General features: G+C 67.7%; 16 protein-coding genes. 10 read left to right on the top strand and 6 right to left on the bottom strand.

What is annotated here, in order from left to right; translation table 11 throughout:
* The first annotated feature begins 34 nt into the window (after window positions 1–34).
* Entirely contained in the window at window positions 35–2653 is a 2619-nt protein-coding gene (locus C0099_RS02105) for a TRAP transporter permease (protein WP_102245909.1), read from the top strand.
* 109 nt (window positions 2654–2762) lie between these two features.
* On the opposite strand, the gene C0099_RS02100 is transcribed toward C0099_RS02105, so the two are convergent.
* The 5 genes from C0099_RS02100 to argS form a co-directional block, all read right to left on the bottom strand.
* Window positions 2763–7568, bottom strand: coding sequence for an NAD-glutamate dehydrogenase (locus tag C0099_RS02100; RefSeq protein ID WP_102245908.1), 4806 nt, complete (start codon window positions 7566–7568; stop codon window positions 2763–2765).
* A gap of 43 nt (window positions 7569–7611) precedes the next feature.
* The gene (locus C0099_RS02095; protein ID WP_102245907.1) at window positions 7612–8025 is read right to left on the bottom strand and encodes a PilZ domain-containing protein; all 414 of its coding nucleotides are present in this window, start codon (window positions 8023–8025) and stop codon (window positions 7612–7614) included.
* Between the two features lie 124 nt (window positions 8026–8149).
* A complete protein-coding gene (locus C0099_RS02090) occupies window positions 8150–8779 on the bottom strand; it encodes a thiol:disulfide interchange protein DsbA/DsbL (RefSeq protein WP_102245906.1) in 630 nt (209 codons plus the stop codon).
* A gap of 79 nt (window positions 8780–8858) precedes the next feature.
* Window positions 8859–9443 (bottom strand): SPOR domain-containing protein, encoded by a 585-nt coding sequence (locus tag C0099_RS02085; protein WP_102245905.1) that lies wholly within the window; start codon window positions 9441–9443, stop codon window positions 8859–8861.
* A 20-nt stretch (window positions 9444–9463) separates the two neighbouring features.
* A complete protein-coding gene (gene argS, locus C0099_RS02080; RefSeq protein WP_102245904.1) occupies window positions 9464–11227 on the bottom strand; it encodes an arginine--tRNA ligase in 1764 nt (587 codons plus the stop codon).
* 223 nt (window positions 11228–11450) lie between these two features.
* On the opposite strand from argS, the gene C0099_RS02075 reads away from it, so the two are divergent.
* From C0099_RS02075 to C0099_RS02035, 9 genes are all read left to right on the top strand, one after another.
* The gene (locus C0099_RS02075; protein ID WP_102245903.1) at window positions 11451–13367 is read left to right on the top strand and encodes an acyltransferase family protein; all 1917 of its coding nucleotides are present in this window, start codon (window positions 11451–11453) and stop codon (window positions 13365–13367) included.
* A 69-nt stretch (window positions 13368–13436) separates the two neighbouring features.
* The gene (gene ubiB / locus C0099_RS02070) at window positions 13437–14966 is read left to right on the top strand and encodes a ubiquinone biosynthesis regulatory protein kinase UbiB (RefSeq protein ID WP_102245902.1); all 1530 of its coding nucleotides are present in this window, start codon (window positions 13437–13439) and stop codon (window positions 14964–14966) included.
* 55 nt (window positions 14967–15021) lie between these two features.
* Window positions 15022–15276 (top strand): type II toxin-antitoxin system Phd/YefM family antitoxin, encoded by a 255-nt coding sequence (locus tag C0099_RS02065; protein ID WP_102245901.1) that lies wholly within the window; start codon window positions 15022–15024, stop codon window positions 15274–15276.
* Window positions 15273–15662, top strand: a complete 390-nt coding sequence (locus C0099_RS02060) for a type II toxin-antitoxin system VapC family toxin (RefSeq protein ID WP_102245900.1) — start codon at window positions 15273–15275, stop codon at window positions 15660–15662. The genes C0099_RS02065 and C0099_RS02060 overlap by 4 nt, the downstream gene beginning before the upstream one ends.
* A 99-nt stretch (window positions 15663–15761) precedes the next feature.
* Window positions 15762–17222: a sodium:solute symporter family protein gene (locus C0099_RS02055; RefSeq protein WP_102245899.1), complete on the top strand. Its 1461-nt coding sequence runs from the start codon at window positions 15762–15764 to the stop codon at window positions 17220–17222.
* Window positions 17223–17234: 12 nt separating this feature from the next.
* Window positions 17235–18293, top strand: a complete 1059-nt coding sequence (locus C0099_RS02050; protein WP_102245898.1) for a VanZ family protein — start codon at window positions 17235–17237, stop codon at window positions 18291–18293.
* Between the two features lie 65 nt (window positions 18294–18358).
* Window positions 18359–18676 carry a (2Fe-2S) ferredoxin domain-containing protein gene (locus C0099_RS02045; protein WP_102245897.1) on the top strand — a complete coding sequence of 106 codons (318 nt, stop codon included), beginning with the start codon at window positions 18359–18361 and terminating at the stop codon, window positions 18674–18676.
* Window positions 18676–19332 (top strand): alpha/beta hydrolase, encoded by a 657-nt coding sequence (locus tag C0099_RS02040; RefSeq protein ID WP_102245896.1) that lies wholly within the window; start codon window positions 18676–18678, stop codon window positions 19330–19332. Before C0099_RS02045 ends, C0099_RS02040 begins: the two co-directional genes overlap by 1 nt.
* Window positions 19333–19432: 100 nt before the next feature.
* Window positions 19433–20044 (top strand): glutathione S-transferase, encoded by a 612-nt coding sequence (locus C0099_RS02035; protein ID WP_102245895.1) that lies wholly within the window; start codon window positions 19433–19435, stop codon window positions 20042–20044.
* A 47-nt stretch (window positions 20045–20091) separates the two neighbouring features.
* On the opposite strand, the gene C0099_RS02030 is transcribed toward C0099_RS02035, so the two are convergent.
* Window positions 20092–21087 (bottom strand): IS110 family RNA-guided transposase, encoded by a 996-nt coding sequence (locus C0099_RS02030; protein WP_102245894.1) that lies wholly within the window; start codon window positions 21085–21087, stop codon window positions 20092–20094.
* Window positions 21088–21100 lie beyond the last annotated feature (13 nt).

Genomic DNA, 21100 nt, shown 5'->3' with positions numbered 1-21100 from the left:
GGCCCCGCGTCGCCGCCAGCACAGAGACGCGAACATGGCCGATCCAAGCAAGATCACCGACCACGAACTGAGCGAGGAAGAGCTGCGCCACATCGTCGCCGAGGCCGACACCGGCGGACGGCGTCCAACCGGTTTCGCCGCGAAGCTGCTCATCGCCGTCGCGCTGTGCTGGTCGCTGTTCCAGCTGTGGATCGCCTCGCCGCTGGCCTTCTCGCTGGGCTTCGGCGTGTTCAACGACACCGAGGCGCGCTCCATCCATCTGGCTTTCGCGACCTTCCTGGCGTTTGCCGCCTACCCGGCATCGAAGCGCTCGCCGCGCGACTACGTGCCCGTGCACGACTGGCTGCTGGCACTCGCCGCATCCTTCTGCGCCGGCTATTTGTTCCTGTTCTACGACTCGCTGTCCACCCGCCCGGGTCTGCCGACCACGCCGGATCTGGTCGCCGCCGCGCTGGGCATCGTGCTGCTGCTCGAGGCCGCACGCCGCGCGCTCGGAATGCCGATGGTGATCCTCGCCGTGGTGTTCCTGGTCTACGTGTTCTTCGGCCCCTACATGCCCGACATGATCGCGCACCGCGGCGCCTCGCTGAACAAGGGCATGAGCCACATGTGGCTGGGCACCGAAGGCGTGTTCGGCGTCGCGGTGGGCGTGTCGGCCGGCTTCATCTTCCTCTTCGTGCTGTTCGGCGCGCTGCTCGAGACCGCGGGTGCGGGCAACTACTTCATCAAGTCCGCCATCGCCCTGCTCGGCCACCTGCGCGGCGGCCCGGCCAAGGCGGCGGTGGTGGCCTCGGCATCGACCGGCCTGATCTCGGGCTCGTCGATCGCCAACGTGGTGACCACCGGCACCTTCACCATCCCGCTGATCAAGAAGGTCGGCTACCGGCCCGACAAGGCCGCGGCGGTTGAAGTGGCCTCGTCGGTCAACGGCCAGCTGATGCCACCGGTGATGGGCGCGGCGGCCTTCCTGATGGTGGAATACGTCGGCATCCCCTACACCCAGGTGCTCAAGCATGCCATCGTGCCGGCACTGATCTCCTACATCGCGCTGTTTTACATCGTGCATCTGGAGGCGATGAAGGCCGACCTGCAGGGCCTGCCGCGGCGCGAGGAACTGCTGCTCAGGAACGTCGTCGTGTCCACCACGCTGACGATCTCCGGCCTGGTCATCCTCGCTGCGATCGTCTACTGGGGTTTCGGCTGGATCAAGGACGTGGCCGGCGACGCCTCGATGCTGATCGTCGGACCGCTGCTGCTCGCCGGCTATGTGGCCGTCGTGCGCTATTCGGCGCGCTTTCCCGAACTGCACATGGAGGACCCCAACGCGCCCATCGAATACCTGCCGGAGATCGGTCCCACGCTCAAGTCCGGCCTGCATTTCCTGCTGCCGGTGGCCGCGCTGATCTGGAACCTGATGGTCGAGCAACTCTCGCCAGCACTCTCGGCCTTCTGGGCCACGATGTTCCTGATCTTCATCCTCGTCACGCAACGTCCGCTGTTCGCCTTCTTCCGCGGCTCGGGCGAATACGCGCACTGGTTGCGCGAAGGATTCGACGACCTGTTCGGCGGGCTGGTCACCGGTGCGCGCAACATGATCGCCATCGCGATCGCCACCGCCACCGCAGGCATCATCGTCGGCACGGTCACGCTGACCGGCATCGGCCTGGTCATGACCGAACTGGTCGAGGTGCTCTCGGGCGGCAACCTGATGGTGATGCTGGTGCTGGTCGCGCTGATCTGCCTGATCCTCGGCATGGGCTTGCCAACGACAGCCAATTACATCGTGGTGTCCACGCTGATGGCACCGGTCATCGTCGAACTGGGCGCGCAGAACGGCCTGCTGGTGCCACTCATCGCGGTGCACCTGTTCGTGTTCTATTTCGGCCTGATGGCCGACGTCACTCCACCGGTGGGTCTGGCCTCCTACGCCGCCGCGGGTATCGCCAACAGCGACCCGATCCGCACCGGCTTCACCGCCTTCGGCTACAGCGCGCGCACGGCCATCCTGCCGTTCATGTTCATCTTCAACACCGAGTTGCTGCTCATCGGCATCGACAGCATCGCGCATCTGTGCCTGACGATCTTCGTCGCGACGATCGCGAGCATGTGCTTCGCCGCGGCCACCCAGGGCTGGTTCGTCACGCGCAACCGCTGGTACGAGGCGGCGCTGCTGCTGCTCATCACCTTCAGTCTGTTCCGCCCCGGCTTCTGGATGGATCAGTTGCATCCGCCCTTCGAGCAGGTGCCGCCGAGCGAGCTGACGCGGCTGGTCGAGACCGCACCGCCCAACGCCAATCTGCGCATCTGGGTCGAGGGCATCTCGATCGAGGGTCGCGAGATCTCCAAGGGCGTGCTGCTGCCGCTGGGCGAACCGGCACCGAGCGCAACCGAGCGGCTGGCTCAGGCCGGCGTAGGCGTGATGGCATTCGGCGGTCAGGTGCAGGTTTCGACCGTGCGTTTCGGCAGTCGCGCCGCACGCCTCGGGCTCGAACAGGGGCTGACGATCAGCGCGATCGAACTTCCGGTAGCAGACCGACCCTCCAAGGACTGGATCTACATTCCCGCCTTCGCGCTGCTCGCGCTGGTGTGGTGGACGCAACGGCGCCGACGCGGCGCGGCACCAGCCAAGGCTGCTAGTCGTAGGGCGGATTAGCGCAGCGTAATCCGCCGTATGTTTGGCCCATACGGCGCAATGCCTTTCAGTTATTGCGCGCCACCTCGGCTGTTGCGCGGGGCGTCGCACTCGCTGCGCTCGTGGCGACCTACCCAAGCCCACGCAGCGCGCGCATCAGTACCGAGAGCATCGCCATGTCGGCGCTGCCGCCGCGCATCTCGGTGACCAGCGCGCGATAGCGCTCCAGACGATCGCCGCATGCCTGCACGAAGGCCGCGACGCGGGCCGCGGCGTCACGTGTCTCGTCGCACGCCAATGCCTCGCCGACCAGACGCCGTGCCTCGGCCGAGAGGTCGGCACGCAGCGCGCTGCGTGCCAGCGACGGCCAGCGCGAATCGGCTGACAGCGCATCGATCTGCAGCGTGACCCAGCGCAGGTCCAGCTCGGCGGCGAGCGCGAAATACACCTCGGCGACGTGGCCGGCCTCGAGACCGTGCTCGCTGGCCAGATCGACGATGTCGAGCGAAGCCAGCCGCGCGCGCAGCCCGGCCACGTGCAGCGCGAGCGCCTCGGGGACGCCTTCGGCTGTCATCGCGGCCGCACGTTCGGCGAGCGCGGCACGGTGTTCGGGCGCGATGCGCTCGCCCAGAGTTTCCGCCAGCATGGCGACGTCCGCCGCGAAATGCCGTGCCGTCGCGCCCAGATCGGCGAGCCATTGCGGATGACGCAACCACCACAGCGTGGCGCCGCGCACCAGGCGCAGCGCCTCCACGCGCATCGCCACCTGCAGCGCCGCCGGGGCGCGATTGTCGAGCGCCGCGATGTCGCGCCAGCAAGCGTCCAGCGCGAACACTTCCGAGGTGGCGACGAAGGCGCGCACGATATCGGGCGCGGGTGCGCCAGTCTCGGCACGGATGCGGTCGACGAAGGTGGCGCCACAACGGTTGACCACTTCGTTGACCACCACCGTGGCGACGATCTCGCGACGCAGCGCGTGGGTGGCGATGCGTTCGCCCCAGCGCTCGCGGATCGGAGCGGGGAAATAGGCCGGCAAGGCGCGCGCGACGAAGGCATCGTCGGGCACGTCGGAGGCCAGCACCTCGTCGTAGAGTTCGATCTTGGAATAGGCCAGCAGGACGGCCAGTTCGGGCATGACCAGGCCGTTCCCGGCGGCGCGCCGCTCGGCCAGATCCTCGTCCAGCGGCAAGGCCTCCAGCTTGCGGTTGAGCCGCCCGGCGCGCGCCAGGCGCAGCATGAAGTCGGCCTGCTCGTCGAGCAGCGTAACCCCGCCTGCGGCGCTCATCTCCAGCACCTCGCCCTGGGCGTAGTTATCGGCCAGCACCATGCCCGCGACTTCGTCGGTCATGTCGGCGAGCAGGTGGTCACGCGCGGCCCGCTCGAGTTCGCCATCGGCGACGATCTCGCCGAGCAGGATCTTGATGTTGACCTCGTGGTCCGAGCAATCCACCCCGCCGGAGTTGTCGATGGCGTCGGTGAAGATGCGTCCGCCGGCCAGCGCGTACTCGATGCGTCCGCGCTGCGTGAAGCCGAGGTTGCCGCCTTCGCCGACCACCTGCGAACGCAGCTCGCCACCGTTGACGCGCACCGCGTCGTTGGCGCGGTCACCGACCTCGGCGTCGCTCTCGGCCGCGGACTTCACGTAGGTGCCGATGCCGCCGTTGTAGACCAGATCCACCGGCGCGCGCAGGATGGCGCGAATGAGTTCGGCCGGCGTCAGCCGCTCGGCCTCGACGTCGAGCACCGCGCGCACTTCGGGCGAGAGCGGCACCGACTTGGCGCTGCGCGGCCACACGCCGCCGCCGGCAGAGATCAGCGACTTGTCGTAGTCGTCCCAGGTCGATCGCGGCAGCGCGAACAGGCGCGCGCGCTCGTCCCACGATTTGGCCGCATCCGGGTCGGGATCGAGAAAGACGTGACGATGGTCGAAGGCCGCGACCAGACGAATGTGCTTCGACAGCAACATGCCATTGCCGAACACGTCGCCCGACATGTCGCCGATGCCCACCACGGTGAAATCCTCGTTCTGGATGTCGCGCCCCACGGCACGGAAGTGGCGCTTGACGGACTCCCACGCGCCGCGCGCGGTAATGCCCATCTTCTTGTGGTCGTAGCCGGCCGAGCCGCCCGAGGCGAAGGCATCGTCGAGCCAGAAACCGTATTCGGCGGAGACCGCGTTGGCGTGATCCGAGAAGGTCGCCGTACCCTTGTCGGCGGCCACCACCAGATACGGATCGTCGCCATCGTGGCGCACCACGCCCGGCGGCGGCACGACGCGGCCGCGTTCGAGGTTGTCGGTGACGTCGAGCAGGCCCGACAGGAACAGGCGGTAGCAGGCCAGGCCCTCGGCCTGCGCCGCCTCGCGTCCGCCCTCGACGGGCGGGCGGCGCACGACGAAGCCGCCCTTGGAACCGACCGGCACGATCACCGCGTTCTTGACGATCTGCGCCTTGACCAGGCCGAGGACCTCGGTGCGGAAATCCTCCATGCGGTCGGACCAGCGGATGCCGCCGCGCGCGACCTTGCCGCCGCGCAGGTGCACGCCTTCGACGCGCGGCGACGAGACGAAGATCTCGAACATCGGACGCGGCTCGGGCAATCCCGGCACGGCCAGCGGGTCGAGCTTCAACGCGAGCACCGGACGCGGCGCGCCATCTTCGCCGATGCGGAACCAGTTGGTACGCAGCGTCGCTTCGATGAGCGCGAGGAACTGGCGCAGGATGCGGTCCTCGTCGAGGTTGGCGACCTGTTCCAGGGCCTGAGCAATGGCCTCTGCAAGCCGCGCGCACTCGGCCTCGCGGCCTTCGTCCCGCGCCGGATCGAAACGGCACACGAACAGGTCGACGAGCAGGCGCACGATGTCCGGATGTGCGGCCAGGGCCTGCTCCATGTAGTCCTGGCTGAACGGGAAAGCAGCCTGACGCAGGTAGCGCGCGCAGGCGCGCAACACCGCGATCTCTCGCCAGTTCAGGCCGGCGACCAGCACGAGCCGGTTGAAGCCGTCGTTGTCGGCCTGTGCACGCCAGGTGCGCTCGAAGACCTCCTGGAACAGCGCGCCCACGGCGTCGATGTCGGGTCCGTCGCCGCATTCGCACTGCAGGCCGAAATCATGAATCCACGCGCGCCGGCCGTCCGCACGGCGCAGCGCGGTGGGCTGCTCGTCGATGACCAGCACGCCCATGCGTTCGAGCTGGCGCAGACACTGCGACAGCGGCATCGGCGCGTCGAGCCGATAGAGCTTGAAGCGCATGCCCCCGCCGGTGGCCTGCGACGAACGGAACAGCCACATGCCCAGATCGTCGGGCGCAGCCAGGGCGTCCAGGCGTGCGATGTCGTCGAGCGCGTCGCTGGCCGCGACACTCTCCCGATAGCCGGCCGGGAAAGCGTTTCCCCAGCGTTCGAACAGCGCCAGGCCGCGCGCCTCGCCGCGCGCGACGACCAGCGCCTGGCGCAAGGCATCGCTCCACGGGCGCGCGGCCTCGACGATGCGCGCCTCGACCGCGGCCGCATCGACCTCGGGAATGGTGCTGCCCGAACGCACCGTAAACAGGATGCGCGCCAGCGGGGATTCGGACAGTTGCACGTCGAACTCGGCGCTCTCGCCTTCGAAGGCGTCGAGCAGTACGGCCTCGATACGCCTGCGCTGCGCGGTGTCATAGTGCTCGCGCGGCACGAAGACCAGGCAGCTGACGAAGCGTCCGAACGGATCGCGCCGCGTGAGCAGCCGCGTGCGCTGACGCTCGCCCAGACGCAGGATGCTCATCGCATGCTCGAACAGCGTATCGGTGTCGATCTGGAACAGTTCGTCGCGCGGATAACGCTCGAGGATCACGCGCAGGGCCTTGTCGGCATGACTGCCGGCGAGCAGGCCGGCACGCGTGATTACGCGCTCGACCTTGCGGCGCAGCATCGGAATCTTCCACGGGCTCGCGCTGTAGGCGGTGGATGCGAACAAGCCGAGTACGCGCCGCTCACCGGCGACGCGACCGTCGGAGTCGAAGGTGCGCACGCCGACGTAGTCCAGGCGGCCCGGCCGGTGCACGCTGGAGCGCGAACCGGCCTTGGTCAGGGTCAGCAGTTCCGGCGCGCGCGCCTGCTCGCGCACCTCGGGCGAGAGCGCGGCGAAGGCCGACGACACCGTCTCCCCCGGGCGCTCGCGCAGCAGGCCCAGACCGCTGCCGGCGACGATGTCGAGACGCTCGCCGTCGCCGGCCAGCAGGTAGTCGCGACATCCCAGGATCACGAAGTTGTCGGCCAGCAGCCAGTCGATCAGCGCGCCGGCCTCGACTGTCTCCTCGACCGGCACGGGCAGGCGCGACGGGTCGATTGCGGTGGCGATGTCGATCAGCCGCTGGCGCATGCCCGGCCAGTCTTCGACGACCGCGCGCACGTCGTCGAACACACGCAGCAGGTCGTCACGCAGGGCGTCGCGCGCGGCGGCGTCGGAGAGACGGTCGACCTCGATGTGCATCGCCGATTCGAGGCGGGCGGGCACCTCGCAACCGTGTCCGGCCCCGATTCCGCGCAACACGCCATCTTGATCGCGCTCGACGCACAGCACCGGATGCACGAGCAGATGCAGCGTCAGCCCGCGGCGGTTGAGTTCCATCGTGACCGAGTCGACGAGGAAGGGCATGTCGTCGGTGACGATCTGCACCACGGTATGCGGTGAGCCCCAGCCTTGCGCATCGGTGGACGGGTCGAGCACGCGCACCAGCGTGCGCCCGGGTGTGCGGCGCTGCATCAGGTCCCAGTGGCTGAGCAGTGCGGTGCACAGATCGGGCACGGCGACGGCGGCCAGGTCGGCCGGGTCCACACCATCGAACCAGTGACGCACGAAGGGGGCGACGCGGCTCGCCTCGGCGGCGGGAAGACGTTGCGGGATATCGGCTGCGACGGCGTCGACAACGCGGTCGACCGGGTTACTGCGGGTCATGGCGTCCTTTCCGGCAGACAGGCCGGGACTGTTGTGGCCGGGCTCAGATCAGCGAGGGCCCGGAGACGATGCGTTCGGCGTCGGCCTCGGTGATCGGCACCGAGGCCGTGGCGATGACATGGGCGACGAGCCAGTCGTGCAGGCGCTCGCGACCGTCGCCCTCGAACTGCTCGAAGAGGCAACCGCACTGTGGTCCGTCCGCCCCGTCGAAGCAGTTCGCGACCCGCGCCGTGGCGGCGATCTCGTCGGGCACGCCGGCCCGATGCAGGATCACCGCGAACACGCCTTCGCACTCGATGCGAGCGGCGACGGCGAAACCTTCCAGGGAGAGATCGGCGAGCGGTTCGCGTTGTCCGTTGCACTGCACCCAGAAACAGTGCGTGCCACGACGTTTCGCGACGAAGCGCTGTCGCCCCCTGCGATCGCCCTCCTGAAGGGCTTGCGGAGCGTCGGCCATGCGGGCCCTCCTCGTTGTGTCGGGTGGCCGGAACGCCTTGTCGATGTCATCGCAAGCGGCGCAGCCGGCCCATGACGCCACGTTAAGCGCTCGCCGCCGGCGAGGCAAGCCCGCGGCGCGACGGTCAGGCTTTGCCGCGCACGCGCGCGATCAGCTCGTCGACGACTTCGAGGGTGGCGGCATGGCTGCCGGTGAGCGTGGCCGAGGTGGTGTAGCGGCCGCCAACGGCCATCGTCGGCACGCCCTGGATGCGATAGGCGCGCGCGATCTGGTCGGCGCGCTGAACCAGCCCCTGCACGGCGAAGGATTCGTAGGTTTCCATCACCAGGTCGACATCGACGTCGCGGCCCTCGAGCCAGGCGCGCACGCCGTCGGCGTCGAAGATCGGGCGCTTGTCGTCCTGCACCGCCTTGAAGATGTCGTTCTCGAGGCCCTCGAGCGTGCCGGAACGCTCCAGCGCGTAATACAGGCGCGCCAGGCCGCGCAGTTGCTCGTTACCCCAGATCGCGGGCACGGCACGAAAGGCTACATCTTCGGGCAGTTTCTTCTTCCACGCCTGCAGCAACGGATGGAAGTTGCGGCAATGCGGGCAGCCGTAGTGGAAGAACTCGATGACCTCGATGCGGCCCTCGGCCTCCTGCGGGACCGGCACCTTGAGCCTCTGGTAGCGCTCGGCGGCCATCAGCGACGGAGGCACGGCAGACAGCGCGAACGCAGCGGCAGTGCCCTGGAGAAAGATTCGACGACGGTTCATGTGCTTGGGATTCCCTTCGGTTCGGTTTGCAGACGCAGGTCAGACGCTGCGCGGCCGGCGACGTTCCCTTTCGGCCCGCTCAATTGCCCTGCACGACGACGCCGCTGACACCGGCGGTGTTCAGCCGCGTGCGTACCGAGGCCATGTCCTCGGGCCGCGCGAACGGACCCACGCGCACGCGGTGCACGACACGGCCATCGTCCAGACGCGTGCGCTGCGCCACCGCCTCGACCCCGTTGAGGGCGAGCAGCGCCTTCATGTTGTCGGCCTCGGACGGATCCTCGAAAGCGCCGACCTGCAGGTACAGGCGCTCGACCGACGGCGGCGGCGCGCCAGTCGCGGCCTGCTCGGCTGCGGGCGGCGCGACGGCGGCCGGATCCTCGCCGCCGCGCGGCAGGATGGTGTAGAAATCGAAATCGCGATTGACCACCGGCTCGTCGCCCGGCTTGCCCGGCAGGGCGAGCGGCTCCGCGCCGATCGGCGCGACCACGCGGTGCGGCGACTGGAACGGCGAGTTGCGCGTGAAATACCACGCGGATCCGGCCGCCAGCGAGGCGCCCAGCACCAGACCGACGAACAGGCCGCCGACGATGCCGCTGCGCCGCGGCGTCTGCTTGACGGTCAGGCGGCGCGGCGTCCGGCGTGGCTTGGTCTGTCGCGTCATTCACTCCCTCCGGTGCACACTTACATCGACTCCGGCGCCGAGACGCCGAGCAGGGCCAGTCCGTTGGCCAGGACGCGACGCACTGCGGCGGCCAGCGCGAGCCGCGCGAATCGTACCGCCTCGTCGTCGACGAGCATGCGCTCGGCGTTGTACCAGGCGTGGAAGTCGCCGGCCAGATCCTTCAGGTAGAAGGCGATCTGATGCGGCGCATAGTCGGCAGCGGCACTTTGCACGACTTCGGCGAAGGCGCCCAGCCGCGCGCACAGGGCGAGTTCGCGCTCGCCGGCCAACGGGGCCAGATCCGCCTCGGCCAGGTCGGATACCGCACCGTCCCACTGCGCGAGCACCGAGCACACGCGCGCATGCGCGTACTGGATGTAGTAGACCGGGTTTTCGTTGCTCTGGCTCTTGGCCAGATCCAGGTCGAAGTCCAGGTGCTGGTCGCTCTTGCGCAGCACGTAGAAGAAGCGGCAGGCATCGTTGCCGACCTCGCCGCGCAACTCGCGCAGCGTGACGAAATCCCCCGAGCGGGTAGACATCGAGGCCTTCTGCCCGTTGCGATAGAGCACCGCGAACTGCACCAGCGACACCTCGAGCTTCTCCGGCGCCAGCCCCAGCGCGGCGATGGCGCCCCGGACACGCGCGATGTAGCCGTGGTGATCCGCCCCCCACACATCGATGATGCGGTCGAAACCGCGTTCGTACTTGTTCAGGTGGTAGGCGATGTCGGAAGCGAAGTAGGTGTATTGACCGTTCTCGCGCTGCACCACGCGGTCTTTCTCGTCGCCGAAATCGGTCGAACGGAACCACTTCGCGCCGTCCTGCGCATACACGTGACCAGCGCGTTCGAGCTGTCCCACGGCGCGCTCGACCAGACCGGTATCGAACAGGCTGCGCTCGGAGAACCAGTGGTCGAAATGCACGCCGAACTCGCCCAGATCCTCGCGACAATCGCCCAGCTGTGCGTTGAGCGCGAAGCCGTGCACCCAGGCGTAATCCTCACCGAGCAGGCGGCGGGCGCTGGCGATCAGCGCATCCAGATGCGCCTCGCGCTGTCGTGCGGCCTCGTCATCCTTGCGTTCGGGCGCCGGCAGCCCGGGCGTGCCGACGAGCACGTCGGCGGCGCAGACCCGGCCGAAACGATCGCCATGTGCCGCGAACAGCTCGCGCGCCATCGCCACGACGTATTCGCCCTGATAGCCGTTGGGCGGGAACGGCACCTCGACGCCAACCAGTGCCAGATAGCGCAGCCAGGTCGACAGCGCGAGGATGTCCATCTGCCGGCCGGCATCGTTGATGTAGTACTCGCGGCTCACGTCGCAACCGGCGAAGTCGAGCACCGCCGCGAGCGAGGCGCCATAGGCCGCGCCGCGCCCGTGACCGACGTGCAGCGGCCCGGTCGGATTGGCCGAGACGAACTCCACCAGCACCTTCACACCCGAGCGCGCCCCGCGACCGAAGGTCTCGCCCCGGGCGAGCACGTCGTGCACCACCGCCGTCTTGGCCGCATCAGCCAGCGTGAAGTTGATGAAACCGGCGCCCGCCACTTCGGCGGCCACGACCAGATCGGAGGCGGGCAGCTCTCGCACCAGCATCGCCGCCAGCTCGCGCGGATTGCGCCGCAAGGGCTTGGCCAGCTGCAATGCCAGATTGCTCGCGAAGTCGCCGTGCCCGGCCTGCTTGGGTCGCTCGATATGCACCGGCGTGTCGGCATGATCGGGCGCAACGCTGGTCAGCGCAGCCTGCAGCAGTTCGGCGAGGTGAATCCTGGGTTCGGCGCTCATGAAACGATGTGCTCGGAAAAGGGCGCAATTATAGCGGATCGCGCCCGCCCGGCCGGGTAAGCGTTGGTTTCATCGCGGCCGACCCATGGCAACACGGTCCGCATGATCGCCATGCGTTATCCATCACCGGCGTGAAGTAATGCACATTCGCGCCGACGTGCGCTGCGAAGAACTCCGCTAGAGTTGCCATTCGCATACATGACATCGGCAACTCAATTCCCGCATGACATTCCGACCCGATCTGCAGGGACTGCGCGCACTGGCGGTCATTCTCGTCGTCCTCGCTCATGCCGGAGTGCCTGGCATCGCGGGCGGTTTCGTCGGCGTGGACGTGTTCTTTGTGCTTTCCGGCTATCTGATCAGCGCCCTGCTGGTCGCGGAGCACGCTCGCAACGGCCGCATTGCCATGGCCCGCTTCTATGCGCGCCGCCTGCGCCGTCTGCTGCCCGCGCTGCTTGCGATGATGACGCTGACGACGGCAGCCGCTGCCTGGCTGCTGTCGCGCGAAGAAGCGCGGACAATGCTCGCATCGACCCCGTTCGCAGCAAGCTGGACGAGCAATCTGTTCTTCGCCTTGCGCACACTCGACTACTTCGACGAACTGGGCGCACGCGACCTGTTCCTGCACACCTGGTCACTGGGCGTCGAGGAGCAGTTCTATCTGATCTGGCCACCACTGCTCGCCGGCGTCCTGTGGCTGTCGACGCGCGGCGTGCGGGCGCTCACCGCACTGGCTGCGCTGACGCTGGTCGGGATGCTCGCCTGCGTCTTGTGGACGCATCTGGCGCCGATTCAAGCCTTCTACCAGATGCCCGCGCGCATCTGGCAATTCTCGCTCGGCGCCACCATCTGCTTGGCGATCGATCGCGGCACTGTGCGTCTCAACCGCACTGCCTCCTTGCTCGCACTGGGTTGCGGGCTGACCCTTGTCCTCGTCAGCGCCATCTCGCTCGACACCGCAACGCCCTATCCCGGCATCCACGCGCTCGCGCCCAGCCTGGGCGCGGCAGCGATCATCGCCGGCGGCATCACGGCAACGCGAAATCCGCTGGCGGACGTCCGGCTGGTGTGGATCGGCGACCGCTCCTACTCGATCTATCTATGGCACTGGCCGGTACTCACCTTTGGCGCAGCACTCGGTTTCGATCACAGCGCGGCGGAAACGGCCGCATTGCTTCTTCTCACCCTGCTGCTGGCGATGCTCACCTACCGTCTGATCGAGCTGCCATTCTGGAAAGGCCACCTCAGCCATTTCGCGCCAAGACCGGTCATGCTTACCGGCCTGCTGGCGATCACGATCGCGTTCGCAGGATCCCTGCATGCCTTGTGGGCACCTTCTTCGGGCGAACGATCCAAGCGTGACCCGGAACTCGACATCCGTCTCGACATGCCGGTGATCTATCGCATGGGCTGCGACAGCTGGATCAGCAGCGCCGAACTGTCCCCTTGCGTGTTCGGCGAGAGGGAGGCCTCCCGCACGGTGGTGTTCATCGGGGACAGCATCGGCGCGCAATGGTTTTCCGCCTTTCCGGCACTGTTCCCGCCGCCGCAGTGGCGCGTCGTAGTACTCACCAAGTCGGCGTGTCCGATCGTCGACGAGGATATCTTCTACAAGCGCATCGGCGGCATCTTCGAGATCTGCAGCCGGTGGCGGGCGGACGCCATCGATGCCATCGTCGCGCAACAGCCGGAGGCGGTGATCATCGGCAGCGGCAACGGTTCCGCACTCGACGCCAGGCAATGGATCGAGGGCAGCCGGCGCATCCTCGCCCGGCTGTCGCCGCACGTGGGGCAGATTCTCGTGCTGGCCGGTACGCCGCACCTGGGCATGGACGGGCCAGGATGCCTGGCCCGCGCGCGCGAGCAGGAACACTTCCCGCTGATCGAAGCCTGTCGCGGCAAGCCGTCCTCCGAGAAGGCCGCGCGCATCGCCGGGCACCTGCGCGAGGCGGCTCGCGGGCTGCCCAACGTCGTCGTATTCGATCCGGCCCCGCTGGTGTGCCCCGACGGCCGCTGCTCGGCGATCACCGCGCATGGTGTGCCGGTGTTCCGGGACAACCAGCATCTGACCGACCGTTTCGTTCGGGCCAGCGCCGCACCATTGCGTGCCGCGCTGGAGAGTGTGATGGCCCTGGACTGAAGGCCTGCGGTTTCTCGCCACCGGCTTTCGGGCTAAAGTCGCTGTTTTGCCACCCTGCCGCGAGCCCACGTGCGTCTCTTCCGTCTTGCCCGAATCGTCTTCGTGAGCCTGCGCTTCGGCCTGGATCGCGTGGTGCTCGACGTCGACGCCAGCGGGCGGCTCGCACGCGTGTGGAAGTTCTTCTTCTTCTGGCGCCGCTTCTCGCAACCGCGCGGAGTGCGTCTGCGCCGTGCGCTCGAGTCGCTCGGGCCGATCTTCGTCAAGTTCGGCCAGATGCTCTCCACGCGGCGCGACCTGCTGCCACCCGACGTGGCCGACGAACTGGCGCTGTTGCAGGATCGCGTGCCGCCGTTTCCCGCCGAGCAGGCGGTGGCCGTGCTCGAGGCCTTCTACGGCCAGCCGGTCGACGAGGTGTTTCGCCGCTTCGCGCGCGAGCCGGTGGCTTCGGCCTCGGTCGCGCAGGTGCATTTCGCCGAGCTGCCCGATGGTACCGAGGTGGCGATCAAGATCCTGCGCCCCGGCATCGAGCGTGTCATCTCGCACGACATCGCACTGCTCGAGACGGCCGCGATGCTGCTCGAGAAGCTGTGGGCGGAGGGGCGGCGTCTGAAGCCGCGCGAGGTCGTGGCGGAATTCTCCAAGCATCTGAACGACGAACTCGACCTGATGCGCGAGGCGGCCAACTGCTCGCAGTTGCGGCGCAACTTCGCCGATTCGCGCCTGCTGCTGGTGCCCGAGGTGTATTGGGACTGGTGCGGGCGCGAGGTGATGGTGATGGAGCGCATGCACGGCGTGCCGATCTCGCAGAACGATGCGCTGCTCGCACAGGGCACGGACCTGTCCGCGCTGTCGCGCGCGGGCGTCGAGATCTTCTTCACTCAGGTCTTCCGCGACGGCTTCTTCCACGCCGACATGCATCCGGGCAACATCCTGGTGCATCGCGACGGGCGCTACATCGCGCTCGACTTCGGCATCATGGGCACGCTCAACGAAGAGGACAAGAACTACCTCGCGCAGAATTTCCTGGCCTTCTTCAAGCGCGACTACCGGCGCGTGGCGCTGGCCCACATCGAGGCCGGCTGGGTGCCGGCCAAGACCCGCGTCGAGGACTTCGAGGCGGCCATCCGCACGGTGTGCGAGCCGATCTTCGACAAGCCGCTCAAGGACATCTCCTTCGGCAAGACGCTGCTGCGCCTGTTCCAGACCGCGCGCCGCTTCGAGATGGGGGTGCAGCCGCAGCTGGTGCTGCTGCAGAAGACGCTGCTCAACATCGAGGGGCTGGGCCGTCAGCTCGACCCCGATCTGGACCTGTGGAAGACCGCCAAGCCTTTCCTCGAGCGCTGGATGGGAGAACAGCTGGGCGTGCGCGGTTTCGTCCAGTCGCTGCAGACGGAAGCGCCGAACTGGGCGACGACGCTGCCGCAGCTGCCGCGCCTGGTGCATGCGGCACTGGTCGAGCACGAACGTCAACGCCGCGGCCGCGGTGACGAACTCGAACGCCTCGTCGCCGCGCAACGGCGCCAGGGGCGGTGGCTGGCACTGATCGGCGTGGCGCTCGCCGCGCTGCTCGCGCTGGAGTTGTACACGCGCTTCGGCTGAACTTGGCCAACCTGGCCAGATCTGCTAGCCTTTAACGCATGAACAGGGGCGCAGCATGCAGATCAACATCCTCGACGCTAAGAATCGCCTCTCCCAACTCGTCAAGTACGCGCAGGCGGGCGAGGAGGTCGTGATCGCCAATCGCGGCCAGCCGGTCGCACGACTGGTCGCCGAGCATGCCGCCACCGCACCCGGCCTCGGCGCCGATTTCCTGCGCTGGCTCGACGAACACCCGCTGCCCGCCCACATGAGGCGCGACCACGAAGCCATCGAGGCCGGCATCGCGGCCGAACGCGCGGCGTGGGAATGATCTACCTCGACAGCTGCCTGCTGATCTACGCAATCGAGGACGACCCATTGTTCGCCCCGCGCGTGCGACGAGCCATCGCCGGGCGCGCCGACGCGCAGTTCGCGATCTCGCCGCTGGTGCACCTCGAATGCCTGGTCAAGCCAATGCGAACCGGTGACCTGGCGCTACGCGCCCGCTTCGAGTCGGCGTTGACGCGCTTCGTGCAGTTGCCGCTGGGAGTCGAGAGCTTCATCCAGGCGGCCGAGCTGCGCGCCCGCTTCGGACTGCGCACGCCCGATGCGCTGCATCTGGCGTGCGCCCTCGATCATGGCTGCGAGGCGCTGTGGACCAATGACGATCGACTTGCAGCGGCGGCCCACGGGCTTGCGCTCGACGTGCTGAAATAGTCCGCGATCGCACGCGATGCGGCGCACTCGCCTGCGCCGATTCGTTGCTAAACTTGCGCCCACGCAACGCCGCCCCCAACCCGCCCGGAAGGACCGACCATGCTGCTCTGGCTCGTGATCGCCTACATCGCCGTCTCGGTCGCCATCGGCCTGTATGCGGCCACCCGCGTGCACAACGCGCGCGACTACATCGTCGCCGGGCGCAACCTGCCCTTCGTGTTCGTGCTGGCGATGGTGTTCGCGACCTGGTTCGGGGCCGAGACGGTGCTGGGCATCTCGGCGACCTTCATCGACGAGGGCTTTCGCGGGCTGATCTCGGACCCGCTGGGCGCGTCGATCTGCCTGGTGCTGTTCGGCCTGGTCTTCGCGCGCCCGCTCTACCGCATGAATCTGCTCACGCTCGGCGACTTCTTCCGCGTGCGCTACAACCGCGGCACCGAGGTGGCGCTGTCGCTGGCCATCATCGTCTCCTACCTGGGCTGGGTCGGCGCGCAGATGGCCGCGCTGGGGCTGGTGTTCAACGTGCTCTCCGACGGGCTGGTGACGATCAATCAGGGCGTGTTCATCGGCGCCGGCGTGGTGCTGGTCTACACGCTGTTCGGCGGCATGTGGTCGGTGGCGATGACCACCTTCGTGCAGATGATCGTGATCATCCTCGGCCTGCTCTACGTGACCTGGCTGGCCGGCGACATGGCCGGCGGCTTCGACACCGTCATCACAAAGGCGGCGGCCGAGGGCAAGTTCGAGTTCCTGCCCACGCTCGACGCGCTCGACATGCTCGCCTGGATCGCCGCGCTGCTGACCATGGCACTGGGGTCGATCCCTCAGCAGGACGTGTTCCAGCGCGTCAATTCGTCGAAGAACGAGACCATCGCGGTGTGGGGCACCACCATCGGCGGCATCTCCTACTTCTTCTTCGCCGCCGTGCCGCTGTTCCTGGCTTACTCGGCCACACTCATCGACCCGGCGATGGTGGAGCGCTTCATGGCCGAGGATTCGCAGCTCATCCTGCCCAGCCTGATCGTCGGTTACATGCCCTTCGCCGCACAGGTGGTGTTCTTCGGCGCGCTCATCTCGGTGATCATGAGCACCGCCTCGGGCACGCTGCTGGCCCCGTCGGTGACCTTCTCGGAGAACATCGTGCGCGGCTTCTGGCCCGCGATGAGCGACCGCCAGCTGCTGCTGGTCACGCGCCTGGCGGTGTGCGCGTTCTGCGTGATGGTCGCCCTGTATGCGGTGTCGACGACGGCGACCATCCATCACATGGTCGAGAGCGCCTACCGCGTGACGCTGGCCGGCGCCTTCGTGCCGCTGGCCTTCGGCCTGTTCTGGAAGCGCGCCAACAACCTGGGCGCGACGCTTGCCATCGTACTGGGCATCGGCACCTGGCTCGTGCTGGAACTGTTCGTGCCCGAAGGTGACGTCGAGCCGCAGCTCTACGGTCTGGTGGTCAGCGCCTTCGGCATGATCGTGGGCGGCTACGTCGGTCGTCCCAGTCACCATCGCCCGCACGCCGGCCACCACCACGCAGCCGCCGCCACGCATCACACGGCGCGCTGACATGGGGGACGCATGAGCCCGCTGCCGAAGTATCTCGCGGCGTGCTGTGCGTTGCTCATCGCCTGGGCCTGCCTGTACCCGTTCTCCGGCTGGCATTACAGCGGCCTGCCGCTGTTCGACTACCTGTTCGCGCCATGGCCGAAGTACGTGCGCGCCGAGGATCTGGCGGTCAACGTGCTCGGCTACATGCCGCTGGGCTTCGTATTGGTGCCGGCACTGCCGCGCCGGCTGTCGGCCGTCGCCGCCATCGTGCTGGCGACACTGCTGGGCACGCTGCTCAGCCTGTCGGTCGAGACCACGCAGAACTTCCTCCCCAGCCGCATTTCCAGCAACGTCGACCTGGGCTGCAATGCACTCGGCGCGCTCATCGGCGCGGTGGCCGGCGCTTTGTGCGGACGCAGGCTGTTCGAGCGCGGCGGCGGTCTGCTGGGTTGGCGCGCGGCCACCGTCGTGCCCGGGCGCACCGGCGATCTGGGCCTGGTGCTGCTGGCGCTGTGGCTGCTCGCCCAGTTCATGCCCGACACCTCGTTGTTCGGCGCCGGCGATCTGCGTCGCCTGCTCGGACTGCCCACACCGATGTCCTTCCAGCCGCGCCCGTTCATCGCGCTCGAAGCGGCCATGGTCGCCTGCGGCCTGCTCGCCATCGGGCTGTTCGCGCGCTGCATGATGCAGCGCACGCGCGCCTGGCCGATCCTGCTGATCCTCGTCATGGGCATCGCGGCCAAGGCCGGGGCGTCGTCGATCTTCTACGTACCGGGTGACCCGATGCTGTGGCTCACGCCGGGCACGCGCAACGGCATCCTGATCGGCACCGTGCTGCTCGTGCTGACGCTGTGGCTGCCGCGCGTGCATCAGCACGCGATCGCCGGCATGGCGCTGCTGGGCGCGGCGACGCTCGCCAACCTGATCCCCGAGAACCCCTACCTGACCGGCACGCAGCGCCTGATCACGGGCAACTTCGAGAATTTCCACGGCCTGGTGCGCGTGGTCTCCGGTGCCTGGCCGTTCGTCGCGCTGGCCTACCTGTCGGCGCTCGGACTGTGGCGCGGCGAGCACCTGCACGAGGGCTGAGCGCGCCCCGGCCGGTATAATCGGGCCTTTGTCCAGGCCTACGCGCCGTCCGGACGGAGCACCCGATGAGCTATTTTCGCCACCACGTCTTCTTCTGCTGCAACCAGCGCGCCGAGGGCGAGAGCTGCTGCAACGACCATCACTCGGCCGACATGCAGGCCTACGCCAAGGATCGCATCCGCGCGCTGGGCCTCAAGGGCCGCGGCAAGGTGCGCATCAACAAGGCCGGCTGCCTCGACCGCTGCGACGACGGCCCGGTACTGGTCGTCTATCCGGACGACGTCTGGTACACCTTTGTGGATCGCGAGGACATCGACGAGATCATCGACGAACATCTCGTCCATGGCCGCATCGTGAAACGACTGAAACTTGGAGATTCCTGATGGCCCGCCCCATCCCGACCGAGCAGATCGAACTGCGCGGCCCGGCCGGCGCGATCGACGCGCTGCTCGACCTGCCACACGAAGTGCGCGGCATCGCGCTGGTGTGTCACCCGCATCCGCTGTTTTCCGGCACCAACACCAACAAGGTTGCGCACACCTTGTCGCGCACCATGCGTGACCTCAACTACGCGACGATCCGCCCCAACTTCCGCGGCGTCGGCGCCAGCGAAGGCACGCACGACGAAGGCCACGGCGAGACCGAGGACATGCTCGCCGTGATCGCCTGGGCGCAGTCGCGCTGGGGCGCGCTTCCGCTGGCGCTGACCGGCTTCTCGTTCGGCGCCTACGTGGCGAGCTGCGTGGCCAGGCGTCTGGGCGCCTCGCCCACGCCGCCGGGACGCATCGCGCTGGTCGGCACGCCCTGCGGCGAGATGATCGGCGCCGACCGCTACTACGATACCGAACACCTGCCCGAGGCCGCACAGACGCTGCTGATCCACGGCGAGAAGGACAACACCTGCTCGCTGCAGAATCTGTTCGACTGGGCCGGCGAACAGGACCTGCCGGTGTCGGTCGTACCCGGTGCCGACCACTTCTTCGGCGGCAAGCTGCACGTACTGCGGCGCATCATCGAAGGCAGCTGGGCGCCGTTGTGATGTGCGTCGAAGCGTCCGTAAAAGCACGCCCTCGGCTTTCGGCCCGGCATCGGGTAGGCTGAACGGACCAAGCCGCAAGCAACGTCAACGGAGAGCGTCCATGAAACTCGTCGCCACACCGACCAGCCCGTACGCGCGCAAGGTGCGCGTCGCGCTGGCCGAGAAGAACATCCCCTTCGAACTCGTCGTCGACTCCCCCTGGGAGCCGACCAGCACCGTGCCCGAGGTCAATCCGCTGGGCAAGGTGCCGGTGCTGATCACCGACGACGGCGAGACCTTCTTCGACTCGCCGGTGATCGTCGCCTGGCTCGAGACCCTGGGCGCGGATCCGCGCCTGATCCCTGCGGACGCACGCGAGGCGGTGCGCGTACGTCAGCTCGAGGGGCTGGCCGACGGCATCACCGATGCCACCGTCGCGATCGTGCTCGAAGGTCGCCGCCCGGAAGACAAGCGCAGCGAAGACGTGATCGGCCGCCAGTTGCAGAAGATCGAACGCGGGCTCGACCGCCTCGAGCAACTGGCCAGCGGCCGCACCTGGCTGCATGGCGATCACATGAGCATCGGCGACATCGCCGCGGCGGTCACCGCCGGCTTCATCGAGCTGCGCGTGCCGCACGTGGACTGGCGCGCCGGCCGCCCCGCGCTGACCACCCTGGTCGAGCGCATGTTCGAGCGCGACAGCTTCAAGGACACGGTGCCGCCGGCCGGCTGATGCATCCGACCTGGCAGGCAATGCAGTCGTAGATACTCCGTTGACGGTCAAGCCTTTAAAAGAGTCTGAGCGCAGCTGAACAGTCGGCTCGAATCGAACGGGGTTCCATTGCGGATGCACGCCCAGATTCCGGTGAGCATTTTTCGCATGAGCGCACACAAGGCCTGGATGCGTTTTTTGCCGCGGGCGAGCAAGGCTTCGTAGAAGGCCTTGGCGTTGGGGTCCGATTGCACGGCGACCATGGCCGGCATGAACAGGGCTGCGCGCAGATAGGCGTTCCCGGCCTTGGACAGGCGCCCGGGCCTGTGCACGCTGCTACCCGACTGGTTCAGGCGCACGTCCAGTCCGGCAAAGCAGCTGACCTGCGCGCTGTTCATCTGCGTGGGCAACACGCACAACTCAGCCAGGATCGCCAGCGTGCTGGCCGCACCGAGCCCTTTGGCACAACGCAGGTGCTGGGCCATCACCGACAGTTGCGCGCACTGTTCGATGCGTTGCTGCGCAGCGCCTTTGGGCCGCTCGATGCGCGCATCGAGTTGTTCGATGCCTTCGCGCTCATCGTCGATCAGTAGCGCGGAGACGTCTCGACGTGCCTGGAGCGCATGCAGGCGGTTCTTGGCCTGGGTGCGGGCGTGGATCAGGCGGTTGATTTGACGGCCCAGATCGCGCAAGGCCAGCCGATCGGGCGCCGGCGGCACCCACAGCGCGGGCGCCATGCGCTGGGCGTATTCGGCCAGCAAGGCCGCGTCGATCGCATCGGTCTTGCTGCCTTTGAGTTTGATCTGGGCAAAGTGCTTGAAGCTGCGCGGGTTGATCACGCTCACCGGCAGGCCGGCCGCGTGCAGGGCCACAGCCAAATCCACGAAATACACTCCGGTCGCCTCCATGACCACCCGCTCGGGCGCGAGCTTCTTCAGATGCGCCGCAGCCTGGGCGTGGCCCGCAGGGGTTTGCTCAAAGCGGCGCACCTTGGCATTGGTGCCGTTGCGGCGTACGACCAGATCGAAACTCTTGGCGGCAATATCGATTCCCACCACACACATGGGCTTTCCCTCC

Origin of the sequence: Pseudazoarcus pumilus (assembly GCF_002872475.1) — a bacterium.
GTDB classification, from domain to species: domain Bacteria; phylum Pseudomonadota; class Gammaproteobacteria; order Burkholderiales; family Rhodocyclaceae; genus Pseudazoarcus; species Pseudazoarcus pumilus.
Note: the sequence above shows the minus strand (reverse complement) of the source record. Positions and strands in the feature narration are given on the sequence as shown.

Bases quoted from the DNA above. Each gene is read 5' to 3' on its own strand.
- C0099_RS02030 (WP_102245894.1), bottom strand. From the start codon at position 21,087: ATGTGTGTGGTGGGAATCGATATTGCCGCCAAGAGTTTCGATCTGGTC.
- C0099_RS02100 (WP_102245908.1), bottom strand. From the start codon at position 7,568: ATGACCCGCAGTAACCCGGTCGACCGCGTTGTCGACGCCGTCGCAGCC.
- C0099_RS02045 (WP_102245897.1), top strand. From the start codon at position 18,359: ATGAGCTATTTTCGCCACCACGTCTTCTTCTGCTGCAACCAGCGCGCC.
- C0099_RS02105 (WP_102245909.1), top strand. From the start codon at position 35: ATGGCCGATCCAAGCAAGATCACCGACCACGAACTGAGCGAGGAAGAG.
- C0099_RS02085 (WP_102245905.1), bottom strand. From the start codon at position 9,443: ATGACGCGACAGACCAAGCCACGCCGGACGCCGCGCCGCCTGACCGTC.
- argS (WP_102245904.1), bottom strand. From the start codon at position 11,227: ATGAGCGCCGAACCCAGGATTCACCTCGCCGAACTGCTGCAGGCTGCG.
- C0099_RS02060 (WP_102245900.1), top strand. From the start codon at position 15,273: ATGATCTACCTCGACAGCTGCCTGCTGATCTACGCAATCGAGGACGAC.
- C0099_RS02035 (WP_102245895.1), top strand. From the start codon at position 19,433: ATGAAACTCGTCGCCACACCGACCAGCCCGTACGCGCGCAAGGTGCGC.
- C0099_RS02075 (WP_102245903.1), top strand. From the start codon at position 11,451: ATGACATTCCGACCCGATCTGCAGGGACTGCGCGCACTGGCGGTCATT.
- C0099_RS02095 (WP_102245907.1), bottom strand. From the start codon at position 8,025: ATGGCCGACGCTCCGCAAGCCCTTCAGGAGGGCGATCGCAGGGGGCGA.
- C0099_RS02055 (WP_102245899.1), top strand. From the start codon at position 15,762: ATGCTGCTCTGGCTCGTGATCGCCTACATCGCCGTCTCGGTCGCCATC.
- C0099_RS02065 (WP_102245901.1), top strand. From the start codon at position 15,022: ATGCAGATCAACATCCTCGACGCTAAGAATCGCCTCTCCCAACTCGTC.
- C0099_RS02050 (WP_102245898.1), top strand. From the start codon at position 17,235: ATGAGCCCGCTGCCGAAGTATCTCGCGGCGTGCTGTGCGTTGCTCATC.
- C0099_RS02040 (WP_102245896.1), top strand. From the start codon at position 18,676: ATGGCCCGCCCCATCCCGACCGAGCAGATCGAACTGCGCGGCCCGGCC.
- C0099_RS02090 (WP_102245906.1), bottom strand. From the start codon at position 8,779: ATGAACCGTCGTCGAATCTTTCTCCAGGGCACTGCCGCTGCGTTCGCG.